This is a genomic window from Granulicella tundricola MP5ACTX9 (assembly GCF_000178975.2).
GTDB lineage: Bacteria > Acidobacteriota > Terriglobia > Terriglobales > Acidobacteriaceae > Edaphobacter > Edaphobacter tundricola.
This window is the reverse complement of sequence record NC_015064.1, coordinates 3,699,230-3,711,593: the sequence shown is the minus strand read 5'-3', so window position 1 is coordinate 3,711,593 and position 12,364 is coordinate 3,699,230. Positions and strand designations below refer to the sequence as shown.

Annotated in this window: 14 protein-coding genes; 9 read left to right on the top strand and 5 right to left on the bottom strand. The window is 61.5% G+C overall.

The features are described from left to right. The first annotated feature begins 46 nt into the window (after positions 1-46). Both ACIX9_RS16125 and ACIX9_RS16120 read left to right on the top strand, forming a co-directional pair. The gene (locus tag ACIX9_RS16125) at positions 47-421 is read left to right on the top strand and encodes a helix-turn-helix domain-containing protein (protein ID WP_013581558.1); all 375 of its coding nucleotides are present in this window, start codon (positions 47-49) and stop codon (positions 419-421) included. Between the two features lie 77 nt (positions 422-498). Then, a complete protein-coding gene (locus tag ACIX9_RS16120) occupies positions 499-2,001 on the top strand; it encodes a S10 family peptidase (RefSeq protein WP_041597873.1) in 1,503 nt (500 codons plus the stop codon). 67 nt (positions 2,002-2,068) lie between these two features. On the opposite strand, the gene ACIX9_RS16115 is transcribed toward ACIX9_RS16120, so the two are convergent. From ACIX9_RS16115 to trpD, 4 genes are all read right to left on the bottom strand, one after another. Beyond that, positions 2,069-2,596 (bottom strand): outer membrane beta-barrel protein, encoded by a 528-nt coding sequence (locus ACIX9_RS16115; RefSeq protein WP_198152111.1) that lies wholly within the window; start codon positions 2,594-2,596, stop codon positions 2,069-2,071. Positions 2,597-2,801: 205 nt separating this feature from the next. After that, positions 2,802-3,416, bottom strand: coding sequence for a thymidine kinase (locus ACIX9_RS16110; protein ID WP_013581555.1), 615 nt, complete (start codon positions 3,414-3,416; stop codon positions 2,802-2,804). Between the two features lie 89 nt (positions 3,417-3,505). After that, positions 3,506-3,904 (bottom strand): VOC family protein, encoded by a 399-nt coding sequence (locus tag ACIX9_RS16105; protein WP_013581554.1) that lies wholly within the window; start codon positions 3,902-3,904, stop codon positions 3,506-3,508. Positions 3,905-3,912: 8 nt separating this feature from the next. Next, positions 3,913-4,950, bottom strand: a complete 1,038-nt coding sequence (gene trpD / locus ACIX9_RS16100; protein ID WP_013581553.1) for an anthranilate phosphoribosyltransferase — start codon at positions 4,948-4,950, stop codon at positions 3,913-3,915. A gap of 157 nt (positions 4,951-5,107) precedes the next feature. On the opposite strand from trpD, the gene sucC reads away from it, so the two are divergent. From sucC to ndk, 4 genes are all read left to right on the top strand, one after another. Further along, on the top strand, positions 5,108-6,277 hold the full coding sequence (sucC, locus tag ACIX9_RS16095) for an ADP-forming succinate--CoA ligase subunit beta (protein WP_013581552.1): 1,170 nt from the start codon (positions 5,108-5,110) through the stop codon (positions 6,275-6,277). Positions 6,278-6,304: 27 nt separating this feature from the next. Further along, positions 6,305-7,126, top strand: coding sequence for a hypothetical protein (locus tag ACIX9_RS16090; RefSeq protein ID WP_013581551.1), 822 nt, complete (start codon positions 6,305-6,307; stop codon positions 7,124-7,126). Positions 7,127-7,135: 9 nt separating this feature from the next. Then, on the top strand, positions 7,136-8,011 hold the full coding sequence (gene sucD, locus ACIX9_RS16085) for a succinate--CoA ligase subunit alpha (protein WP_013581550.1): 876 nt from the start codon (positions 7,136-7,138) through the stop codon (positions 8,009-8,011). Positions 8,012-8,122: 111 nt separating this feature from the next. Continuing rightward, complete coding sequence (ndk, locus tag ACIX9_RS16080) at positions 8,123-8,539, top strand: nucleoside-diphosphate kinase (protein WP_013581549.1); 417 nt, start codon at positions 8,123-8,125, stop codon at positions 8,537-8,539. A gap of 106 nt (positions 8,540-8,645) precedes the next feature. On the opposite strand, the gene ACIX9_RS16075 is transcribed toward ndk, so the two are convergent. Continuing rightward, positions 8,646-9,905, bottom strand: coding sequence for an SGNH/GDSL hydrolase family protein (locus tag ACIX9_RS16075; protein ID WP_013581548.1), 1,260 nt, complete (start codon positions 9,903-9,905; stop codon positions 8,646-8,648). Positions 9,906-9,978: 73 nt separating this feature from the next. Here ACIX9_RS16075 and ACIX9_RS16070 point away from each other — a divergent pair, with 73 nt between their 5' ends. From ACIX9_RS16070 to ACIX9_RS16060, 3 genes are read left to right on the top strand one after another with little or no spacing between them, the layout of a single operon-like run. Beyond that, positions 9,979-10,968 (top strand): aldose epimerase family protein, encoded by a 990-nt coding sequence (locus ACIX9_RS16070; RefSeq protein ID WP_013581547.1) that lies wholly within the window; start codon positions 9,979-9,981, stop codon positions 10,966-10,968. Between the two features lie 9 nt (positions 10,969-10,977). Then, on the top strand, positions 10,978-11,688 hold the full coding sequence (locus ACIX9_RS16065; RefSeq protein WP_013581546.1) for a CoA transferase subunit A: 711 nt from the start codon (positions 10,978-10,980) through the stop codon (positions 11,686-11,688). Continuing rightward, complete coding sequence (locus ACIX9_RS16060) at positions 11,685-12,350, top strand: CoA transferase subunit B (RefSeq protein WP_013581545.1); 666 nt, start codon at positions 11,685-11,687, stop codon at positions 12,348-12,350. Before ACIX9_RS16065 ends, ACIX9_RS16060 begins: the two co-directional genes overlap by 4 nt. Positions 12,351-12,364: the final 14 nt, after the last annotated feature.

Sequence of the window (12,364 nt, the reverse complement as noted above, 5' to 3'; positions counted from 1 at the left end):
CGCAGGACTTCGCTGGGGCATTATGGCCCTTCTGTAGGTGAGCAAGATGCAAACTTTGAAATGGAACGATCTGAAGCACAAGGTTTCCGCGAAAGAGCGGGAACGAATCAAGCAGGAAGCCGTGGCGGAGCTCGATGCCATGGGCTTTGCCGCTCTTCGCAAAGCAAGGCAGCAGACGCAGGTGGAGCTTGCAGAGAAGCTCGGTATCGATCAGGCGAGCGTCTCTGCCTTGGAGAATCGCAGCGATCTTCTCTTGAGTACCCTCGCCAAGTATGTCCGCGCGCTTGGGGGCAATCTGGAGATCCGTGCGGTGTTTCCGGAAGCAGCATTTAATCTGGAGCCCTTACTTGCACTCGAACCTGCAACCCAGACAAAGGCTCTCCAGACCAAGCGTGCCAGACGGGGAGCCAGTGCTGCGTAACTTGGTCAGATGATAGGTAAGTCTGCTTGATAGGAAACTAGGGGGTATCCCTGCCGTCCCCCATGTATTCTCAGCACATGAATTGTTCGCGCATCGCCCTCGCCCTCACCCTCCTTGCCGCCGTCCCCGCGCTCCACGCGCAGGGCAAGCCCGACCACGCCCCCGAAGAAAAACCAGACGCCGCCAAGCCCATGGCGAACCCCCTGCCGCCCGACGCGCACGTCGCCCAGACTATCCAGCTCAACGGCGCGCCCCTCAAGTACACCGCCACCGTCGGCACCCTGCCCGTCAAAGCCACGGACGGCAAGCCCACCGGCGAGGTCGTCTTCACCTCCTACATCGTCGACGGCCCCAACCGGCCCGTCACCTTCGCCTTCAACGGCGGCCCCGGTGCCGCTTCGGTCTATCTCAACCTCGGCGCCATCGGCCCCAAGCGCGTCGCCTTCGGAGCTGAAGGCCAGAGCCCATCCGACCCCGCCACCCTCACCGACAACCCCGGCACCTGGCTTGACTTCACGGATCTCGTCTTCATCGACGCCATCGGCACCGGCTTCAGCCAGTCCCTCGTCAATGAAGCAGAGACCAAGAAGCTCTTCTACGGCCCCGACCAGGACATCGCCTATCTCTCCCGCATCATCTATGACTGGCTCGTCAAGAACGGCCGCCTCCAGTCCCGCAAGTACATCGTCGGCGAGAGCTACGGCGGCTACCGCGCTCCCCGCCTGACCGCCTATCTGCAGTCCAACATCGGCGTCGCCATGAACGGCGTCATCATGGTCTCGCCCGCGCTCGCACCCAACGGCGGCTCCCCGGACATCTCGCCCATCCCCTGGATGACCACGCTGCCCAGCATCGTCGCCGCCAACTATGAGCGCAAGGGCATGCTCACGGACGAGGCCATGGCTCCCGTCATCGCCTACACCCGCGGCGAGTATGCCGAGGACATCCTCAAAGGCACCTCAGACCCGCAAGCCACCCCGCGCCTCGTCAAGAAGGTCACGGAACTGACCGGCCTCGACGCTACCTTCGTCCGCCAGTCCGGCGGCCGCCTGGAAACCCAGGCCTTCCTCCGCGAGGAGTTCCGCGAGACCGGCAAGCTCGGCAGCCGTTACGACCCCAACGTCACCGCCTACGATCCCTTCCCCTACAACCCCACCCAGGAGACCAACGACCCCATTCTCCTCAGCATCATCGCCCCCACGACGACAGCCATGGTGGACTTCGTCACCCGCACGGTCGGCTGGAAGACCGACCTCCGCTATGAAGCCCTGTCAGAAAGCGTCAATCGCAATTGGGATCACAGCAGCCGAAGCGGAGCTTTCACCGGCTCTGCCTCCGCCACCGACCTGCGCGTAGCCATAGCCACCGACCCCAAACTCCGCGTCCTTGTCGCTCACGGCTGGGCGGATCTCTCCTGCCCCTTCATGGGCTCGGTCCTCACCGTCAGCCAGATCCCCATCATGGGTGACCCCACCCGCGTGCAAGTCCACATGTACCCCGGCGGCCACATGTACTACGCCCGCACCGCCAGCTCCCTGGCCCTCCGCAAGGACGTCATGGACCTGGTGGCAAAGCACTAAAACGGACCACTGACCACAAAAAACGGGCGGCCCGGACACTCCGGTGCCGCCCGTTCTTCATTCCAGCTTAAAATCTGTAAGCCAGCCCGGTCGTCACCATGATCGGCGTCAACCCATTTGCCCCAAAGCCGGGCCACCGCTGATACTCCAGATCGACGATCCGGAAGTTCAACCGGTGCGGCAGCGCGTGCTCCACGCCTCCGCCAAAGTCGTAGATCTTGTAGGTATGGCTGCTCGGCACGTACGTGGTGGATTGAAAGTTGAATGTCCCAAGCCCAGCCTGCACCTTTGCGTAGGGATGAAACCCGTTCACATTGAACTTGTACCGAACCCCCAGCAGGTACGACGTCTCACCCAAGTCCTGCGGCGTAAAGATCGACGTGTCGTGAATATCCCCTTCGATCCCGAAGTGGTTCTTGAAGTCGATGGTGCCAAAGAGAGTGGCGCCCTTGATGTAATCGTAGCTGTAGTCGTTATTCGCAAGGCTCAATCCCCCGCCGACCTGAAAGGTGATCGCACGCGTGGCCGTGGGGACCGCCTGCCCGTAGGCGGACGCACAGGGGAACAGAGCCGCGCAGGCAACTGCCGCGCTCAACAAGGAACCTAGCTTAAACATTCGTCATCTCCGGTCGAACAAGTGGGGCAGGAGCAAGCACATCAGAGCCGCATACCAAATGAGATGCCGAAGCGCGGCTCAGGTCTGTCCGCACTTCATCGTCCCTTCCTTCTACCCGCATTCAGCCGGAATGTTCCTGTTCAGAGAAGAATGATTCCGCAGCCGCTAATCGCCCAAAACCGATTCACCCCGCCGCAACCACCGCCGGCAGCTCCAGTTGCGCAGCCTCCGGCTCATCCAGAAACGGCCTGAAGCATCCCCGGCACCGAGCCTCATACATCCCGGCCGCGCCCACCACCACCAGCTCCCGGCTCATTCCCAGCCGCTGCGTATGGATCGCCGGAGCCCCGCATACCATGCACACGGCAGACAGCTTCGCCACCTCATCCGCAATCGCCATCAACTGCGGAATCGATCCAAACGGCTCACCTGCAAACGTCGTATCCAGCCCCGCGAGCACCACCCGCTTGCCCCGGTGTACCAGCTCCAGCACCAGCCCCACGATGCTCGGGTCGAACCACTGCACCTCATCCATCCCCACCACGTCCACGCCATCCAACTGCGGATAAAGCTCCTCCCGCAGCCGTTCGACGTTCGCCACCGTCACCGCCTCGTAGGTCTGCGAGCTGTGCGACGCAATCGCCGTCCGGTGATAGCGCAGATCGATATCCGGCTTAAAGCAAGCTACCCGCTGCCGGGCGATCCGCGCCCGCTTCAGCCGGCGGATCAGCTCCTCGCTCTTGCCGGAAAACATCGGCCCCACCACTACTTCGATACGTCCCGGCACGGCAGCATTCATCGCAAGAACCCTTTGACTTGAGGTATCTCGCTATCCTAAAGCTCCGCGCCGGTGGATTTCCCGGGTCTAACTTATTTCAGAGCCCTTACTTAAACTGTCTTCTCGCTCTTAGCTACCGGCTGCCAAAGCTCCACACGGTTGCCCTCAGGATCGGTAATCCATCCAAACTTCCCGAACTCCCCATAGTTCTCGCGCTTCGGGTCGACCACGACGCCATCCTTCTCCATCTGCGCCAGCAGGCCGTCCAGATCGTCCACACGATAGTTGATCATTGCCGTCTGCGGCCCGCTGCCAAAGTTCTTGGTCGTTTCGGGGAACAAGGCCCACGCGGTCGCCCCGCTCGTCGCAGGCACCTCATCGGACCAGCGAAACGTGATGCCGCCGTAGTCACTCAATGCCACGTTCAGGTGTTTGGCATACCAGACCGCCAGCGTCTTCGGATCTTTCGCCTTCAGAAACACCCCGCCGATCCCCGTCACACGAGCCATGCAGCCTCCTAAGATTTCTCAGCCAAAGCGTACACCAGCCGCGTCACCTTGCCATCATCAATCGTCGCCTGCGCCAGCTTGACGCCGTCCTTCATCCCTTGAGCCATCCCCGCCGTCACCAGCACCGCCGCGGCATTCATCACCACCACATCCCGACGCGCGCTCTTCTCTCCCGCAAAGACCGCCTGCAGAATCCCCGCATTCGTCTCCGCGTCCCCGCCGGCCAGCATCGCGATCGGCGCCAGCTTCAACCCAAAATCATCCGGCAGCACCGTCGAGTACCAGACCTCGCCATCCCTCACCTCACCCACCGCCGTCGGCCCGCACACCGTAAACTCATCCATCCCCGCCCCATGCACCACAAACGCATGACGAGTCTCCAGCCGAGCCAGCGTCCGCGCCACCACCGGCACCAGCCTCTCCGCGTAAACTCCCAGCACCTGCGCCCGCGCGCCCGCCGGATTCGTCATCGGCCCCAGGATATTGAACGCCGTCCGCACCCCAATCGCCCGCCGGATCGGCATCACCGCCTTCATCGCCGGCTGCAGCGAAGGCGCAGGCAAAAACGCAAACCCATGCGTCCGTAATGCTTGCGCTGCTGATTCGGGAGACTGATCCACCGGAATCCCCATCGCCTCCAGAACATCCGCACTCCCGCACCGGGACGTCACCGCCCGGTTCCCATGCTTGGCGATCCAGACTCCCGCAGCAGCCGCCACCAGGCCCGCCGCGGTCGATATATTGAACGACCCACTCAGATCCCCACCCGTCCCGCATGTGTCGACCAGTCGTTCGCGCTCATCGTCGTTCAACGGAATCGTAGTAGCCCGCGCCCGCAGTGCATCCACAAACCCGGCCAGTTCCTCCTCGGTCTCGCCCCTCGCCGCCAGCGCCCCCAGCAGGGCCGCCACCCGCAGCTCAGACCCAAAATCATCCACATCCAATATGTAGTCCAGCACCCGCGCCGCCTCATCGCGCGTCAGCGCCTCACGAGTCTCCAGCACTCGTTTCAACGAAGAAAACAGAACATTTTGCGTTTCAGCCATATCGCCCCAAGGGTAGCACCCGCCTAAACCTCGTCCAACCCGCATGACGTAAATCGGACAAGTGTGCGATTAGCGGTCATTTCGATTGCGGAACGTCCCCGCACTTCGCTACCATGACCCCGACGCTGCGAAAGCCGAACAAGAGGGAAAGCCCGCCATGAAGATTCACGAGTACCAGGCCAAAGAGATCCTCCGCAAGTACAACGTGCCCGTCCCGGGCGGCGAGATGGCCACCACCCTTGAAGAAGCAGACACCGCCGCCAAGGCGCTCTTCGCAGCCGGAAACACGGTCGTCGTGGTCAAAGCGCAGATCCACGCCGGTGGCCGAGGCAAAGGCGGCGGCGTCAAGGTCGCCAAGTCGCTCGACGATGCCAACACCGCGTCCAAAGCCATCCTCGGCATGCAGTTGATCACCCACCAGACCGGCCCCACCGGCCAGAAAGTCCAGCGCCTCCTCATTGAGGAAGGCTCCCTCATCGACCGCGAGCTCTACCTCGGCCTGGTTCTCGACCGCGCGTCAGCCAAGGTCGTCTTCATGGCCTCGCAGTCCGGCGGCATGGAGATTGAGGAGGTCGCCCACGCCACCCCGGACCTCATCTACAAGGAGTACGTCGACCCCGTCGTCGGCCTCCAGCCCTGGCAGGCACGCTCCCTCGCCTTCAAACTCGGCCTGACGACCGCCCAGATCAACCCCGCCGTCTCCTTCATGATGGGCCTCTACAAGGCCTTCATCGAGACCGACTCCACCCTCATGGAGATCAACCCCTTCATCACCACCAAAGACGGCAAGCTCATGGCGCTCGACTGCAAGATCAACTTCGACGACAACGCCATGTTCCGCCACAAGGACCTCAAGGAGCTTCGCGACCTCGCCGAGGAAGACCCGCTTGAGGTTGAAGCCAGCAAGTTCGCCCTCAACTACATCAAGCTCGACGGCAACATCGCCTGCATGGTCAACGGTGCCGGCCTCGCCATGGCCACCATGGACATCATCGAGTACGCCGGCGGCAAGGCAGCCAACTTCCTCGACGTAGGCGGCGGAGCCAATCAGGAGCAGATTGAAAACGCCTTCGGCATCCTCCTCTCGGACCCCAACGTCAAGGCCATCTTCATCAACATCTTCGGCGGCATCCTACGCGTAGACGTCCTCGCCACGGCAGTCGTAGCCGCTGCCCGCAAGCTCAACGTCCAACTCCCCATCATCCTGCGCCTTGAGGGCACCAACGTAGAAGAGGGCCGCAAGATCCTCGCAGAATCCGGCCTCAAGTTTGAAGTAGGCACCACCATGAAAGAAGCCGCAGATTTAGCCGTGAAGGCAGCAGCATAGGCCATTCCAACACTTGGAGAGCATCACATGGATGGCGAAATCATACGAGCTGACTACGTCCTTGCTCAAAATACGCTCAGCGATCTTGCATCACGGAACCTGCAGGCAAAGGCAATCATACGAAAGTTTGCTCAGCGTCATGCTGTGATGGACGTTGCGATCGGTGCTGCTGGTTTCTGGGGGCTGGCGGTCCCAGCACTTCTAGTTGCCATTGCAGCGCAAGCACCAATTATTTACCAACCGATGGCGAAGGAACTAGCTGCAATCTACAACGTAGAGCCCGATGGCAACACGGGCCTTGTGGTTTCGACAGGCGTTATAGTCGGGGGCGTTGCTGACATAGCTGGGGAGTTTTCGACCGAGTTTATTGGGATGATTGCAGCCGAACTCATCACGGAAGCCGGGTTTGGTGTAGTTGCAGGGTTCATTCCGTTTATAGGTGGAGTCGTTGGCGCTGCGTTGGATTACATAATCGCAACCGCCATGACTTGGCGAGTCGGGACGATGGTCTCGATTTATTACCAAAATGGTGGGAAGTGGGTCGGTAGTCGTAAGAATACCTATGCCTTAGCCAAAGAGATGACAGGTGGGCTCAATTTTGGATTAGAGGACCTTGCCGCAAAATTTACTGGTGCTAAGAAACCTGAATTGAACGTCAACTTCGACGAAATTCCAGTTAAGATTCCACAGGTTCGTGACACTCAAACTCAAGCTGCAAAGCAAATGCTTGGTGTGTTGCTTAAGGTAGTAACGTCGAGTCAAGCGCGTAGCGCACTACGCGACAAAGGATTTCCTGAGTTCATCATTGACGCTGCATTTCTAGCGATGTCAAATGCCGCCACACGTTGAAGGAGAAATATGGCAGTTCTCGTAGATAAAAATACCCGCCTCATCGTTCAAGGCATCACCGGCCGAGAGGGTCTGTTTCATGCCCAGGGCTGCCGCGATTATGGAACGAACGTAGTTGGTGGAGTAACCCCCGGCAAGGGTGGGACTACCGTTGACGGATTCCCGGTGTTCAACACCGTGGCCGAGGCGGTCGCCTCCACCGGCGCAAACGTAACCGTCATCTTCGTCCCCCCACCCTTTGCCGCCGACGGAATCCTTGAAGCTGCCGCAGCCGAAATCCCTCTCGTCATCTGCATCACCGAAGGCATCCCCACGCTCGACATGGTCAAAGCCTGGGACATCGTCAAAGCCTCCAAGTCCCGGCTCATCGGCCCCAACTGCCCCGGCGTCATCTCCCCCGGCAAGGCCAAGGTCGGCATCATGCCCGGCCGCATCCACAAAGAGGGCTCGGTCGGCATCGTCTCCAAGTCCGGCACCCTGACCTATGAAGCCGTGTACCAGCTCACCACCCGCGGCATCGGCCAGTCCACCGCCATCGGCATCGGCGGCGACCCCATCATCGGCACCACCCACATCGACGCCCTCAAGCTCCTCAACGAGGACCCCGAAACCGAAGCCATCATCATGATCGGCGAGATCGGCGGCTCAGCAGAAGAAGCCGCAGCCAAGTACATCAAAGAAAACGTCAAGAAGCCGGTCGTAGGCTTCATTGCCGGCCAGACCGCACCTCCGGGCCGCCGCATGGGCCACGCCGGAGCCATCATCTCGGGCGGAGAAGGCACCGCCGCAGAGAAGATGAAGGCCATGGCGGAGGCCGGCATAACCGTCGTCAAATCCCCCGCAGAGATTGGCGAAGCCATGGCCCTCCTTCTCGGCAAGGCCTAGTCCGACGCTGCTTCAGACGCGGCTCGCGCTCCCTGAGTGCGAGCCGTTTTCATGTGGCTGTCGCAGCCTTCAGATACACTTAAGCAACAGCTTTTATAAGGGAGAATCACGTTGTCACAGCGCACCTTCAGCATCATCAAGCCAGACGCAGTCAAAGCCGGCAACACCGCCGCCATCCTCGCCGAGATCCAGAAGGCCGGATTCAAGATCGTCGCCATCAAGCGCATGTCCATCTCGCTCGCGCAGGCTGAGGGCTTCTACCACGTCCACTCCGCACGCCCCTTCTTCGGCGAGCTCACCCAGTTCATGAGCTCCGGCCCCATCTTCCCCATGGTCCTTGAGAAGGACAACGCCATCGCCGACTTCCGCAAGCTCATGGGCGCGACCAATCCCGCTCAGGCGGAAGAGGGCACTCTCCGCAAGCTCTTCGCAGCCTCCATCGGCGAGAATGCAGTCCACGGCTCCGACGCAGAAGACACCGCAGCCTTCGAGATCGGCTACTTCTTCGCCGGCATCGAACTCAAGTAAAAGCCTCTCAGCAAAAAAGAAGGGTGCGACGAACCACGTCGCACCCTTCCGCATTTAACTCGTAACTCGCGACTCGAAACTGGTCAAGGCCAAGCCGTTGCCTGTTCTAGTTCTTGCCCGTGAATAACTTCAGATCGATCGCATCCCCCATAGCCTTATAGCCAGCATCGTTCGGATGCAGGTGATCGGCCTTGTTGAACGCGGGCGAAAACGCCGGAAACGTAGCGGGAGAAGCCGGGTCCATCACCACCTTCTCAAAGTCGATGAACCCATCCAGCGCCTTCGTAGTCCTGATCCAGTTGTTATAGGCCTGCCGAACCGCCTCACCCGCGGGCGAAGCATACTTGGCACCGCCGTAAGGCGTCAGCGTAGCCCCATACACCTTGATCCCCATCACATGCGCCCGCTCGGCGAGCTGCGCCAGCGCCTGGATGATGTCGTCCGCCGTCACCACGTCGTAGGCCTTCACCGGATCATAGGCATGGCCAATGTCGTTGATCCCTTCGAGCACCACCAGGTACTTCACCCCTGGCCGTGACAGTACATCCATATCGAACCGCCGCAGCGCACTCGGCCCGGCGTTATCGTGCAGCAGCCGGTTCCCGCCGATGCCTTCATTCAGCACCCCCAGGCCCTTCGTCTTCTTATCCCCCTGCAGCCGCCGCGCGAGCTCATCCGGCCACGTAGCATTCGCATCCACCGTACTCTGCGCCCCATCCGTTATGCTGTCCCCCAGCGTCACGATGGCTCCTGTATCCCCCGTCGTCTTAACATCCACGCCCTTCAGAAAGAACCATGAGGTAGAAGTCTTCACCCCATCCGCGGATGAGATCGTGCGGCCGGAAAGCAGGTTCCCCGGAGCAAGGTAATTCGTCTGAAACGCCGACCCATGAAACGTCACCTTCGTCATCGGCTGCGCCGGAACAAACAGCGTCACGGCCAGGTCGCTCAGCGGCGGCAGCGTCAGTGCAAACGGATCGCTCATCGCCGTCGCGCCCGCCGGAATCGTGATCCCGTCCTTGCCGCCAAAGGTCAGCGCATTGGACGTCACCAGCGAGACATCCCCGCGCCCAGTCGTCAACGCCACATGCGCCCCGCCGATCGTCAGCGGCTCAACCCCATGCTCGTTGGTCAGCTCCACCCGCAGCAGCGGCCCGCCCAGCGACACATGCACGATCTCCCGGATCGTCATATCCGCCCCGCCCATCGTCCCGGCGGCGTTATCCATCTGGTAGGGAGAGGTAGCCCACGTCCCCACCCAGTGATCCTCAAGCTTCGGCTTTGCAGCAGACGCCGTCCCGGCCAACCCGAGCACAGCACAGACACACACAAGGAGGGAGCGTTGAATCGAGCCAGCAATCATCATCACGCCTCCATCATCCTCCAGCCAACGCATCCCCGCAAGACGCTCGTCACCGCGCCGCGCTATCCTTCTACCGATGCCTCATTCAACGGCCAGCCTCTTCACCCTCCGCAATGACACGCTCCGCGTCACGCTCACCAACTACGGCGCACGCATCATCAGCATCCTCGCGCCGGACCGCACCGGCCATCAGGCCAACGTAGTCCTCAGCCACGCCTCACTGGAGGCCTACGAAGCCGACCGCACCGCCTACCTGGGGGCCACTATAGGCCGCGTTGCCAACCGCATCGCAAAGGGCCGCTTCACCCTCGATGGAGTCGAGTACCAACTCCCCATCAACAACGCACCCAACAACCTCCACGCCGGCCCGGAAGGCTTTGACCGCCGCCTCTGGACAGCAACCGAATTCCCCGACGCAGTAGAGTTCACCCTCACCTCCCCCGCCGGCGATCAAGGCTTCCCCGGCACCCTGACCGTCACCGTCCGCTACACCCTGACCGCCTCAGCCCTCCAGATCGAATTCACTGCCACCACGGACGCTCCCACCATCGTGAACCTCACCAACCACGCCTACTTCAACCTCTCCGGCAATGCCTCAACCTCAATCGAGGACCACATCCTCCAAATCGCCGCCACCCACTACACGCCCAAGAGCGCCGCCAACGTCCCCACCGGCGAGCTCGCCCCCGTAGCCGGCACTCCCTTCGACTTCCGCCAACCCCAGCCCATCGGCAGCCGCATAGAAGACCCCATCCTCAGCCTCTACGAAGGCATAGGCTACGACCACAACTTCGTCCTCACCCCGGCCCCCGTCGCCCCCGCAGCAACCGTCACCCATCCCCCCACCGGCCGTACCCTCACCGTCCACACCACGGAGCCCGGCGTCCACTTCTACACCGGCGACTTCCTCGCCCAGAACGGCACCCATCCCAACCGCACCGGCTTCTGCCTGGAAACCCAGCACTTCCCGGACTCCCCCAACCACCCCCACTTTCCCTCAACCATCCTCCGCCCCGGCGAAACCTTCCGCAGCGCCACTACCTTCACCTTCACCACAAACGAGTAAGCTGCCCCCATGCATAAAGTAGTCGAAACTCCGGAAGCGGCACTGGATGGACTTACAGACGGCATGACCCTCATGCTCGGCGGCTTCGGCCTCTGTGGCATCCCGGAGAATCTCATCGCCGCGCTCGTCCGCACCGGTCTCAAAGGCTTCCACACCATCAGCAACAACATGGGCGTCGACGGCTTCGGCATGGGCCTCATGCTGGAGGCCGGCATGATCGCCTCGCACATCGGCTCGTACGTCGGGGAGAACCGCCGGTTGGAGCAGCAAGTCCTCGCCGGCCAGCTTGCCCTCACCCTCGTCCCCCAGGGCACCCTGGCCGAGCGCATCCGAGCCGCCGGCGCAGGCATCCCCGCCTTCTTCGTCCCCGCGGGTCTCGGCACCGTCGTCGAAGAAGGCAAGGAAACCCGCACCATAGCCGGGCGCAACTACATCCTGGAGCAAGCCCTCCACGCAGACGTAGCCCTCGTCAAAGCCTGGCGCGGCGATACCCACGGCAACCTCATCTACCGCAAGACCGCACGCAACTTCAACCCCATCATGGCCACCGCCGCCCGCCTCACCATCGCGGAGGTGGAGGAGCTGGTCCCCGCCGGCACCCTGGACCCAGACCACATCCACACCCCCGGCATCTATGTGCAGCGCATCGTCCAGGGCCCCGCCTACACCAAACCCATCGAATCCGCCTACCTGAAAGCCCGCAAGGAAGCTGCCCTATGAGCCCCCTGATGAACGCCAAAGAACTCATAGCCCGCCGCATCGCCCGAGAGTTCCGCGACGGCTTCTACGTCAATCTCGGCATAGGCCTCCCCACGCTCGTCGCCGCCTACGTCCCCGCCGGAATCGAGGTCATCTTCCAATCAGAAAACGGTATGCTGGGCATCGGTCCCCCACCCACACCCCAGCAGGAAGACCCCGACCTCATCAACGCCGGCAAGCAGACCGTCACCGCCCTCCCCGGCACCAGCTTCTTTGATTCAGCCGAGTCCTTCGCCATGATCCGCGGCGGCCACATGGACATGAGCATCCTCGGCGCCATGCAGGTCTCTTCCGCGGGCGATCTCGCCAACTGGTCCATCCCCGGCAAGATGATCAAGGGCATGGGCGGAGCCATGGACCTCGTCGCCAGCGCCCGCCGCGTCCTCGTCGCCATGGAGCACAACGCCAAGGACGGCACCCCCAAGATCCTCGACCAATGCACCCTTCCCCTCACCGGCAAAGCCGTAGTCCACGACATCGTCACAGAACTAGGCTGGATCAAAGTCACCCCGCAAGGTCTGACATTGATCGAAATAGCCGAGGGCCTCACGCCTGATGAAGTTCAGGCAAAGACGGGAGCTAAACTGAACATCTCGTCTGATCTGCGGACGATGCAGTCGTAATCTATAGCCACATA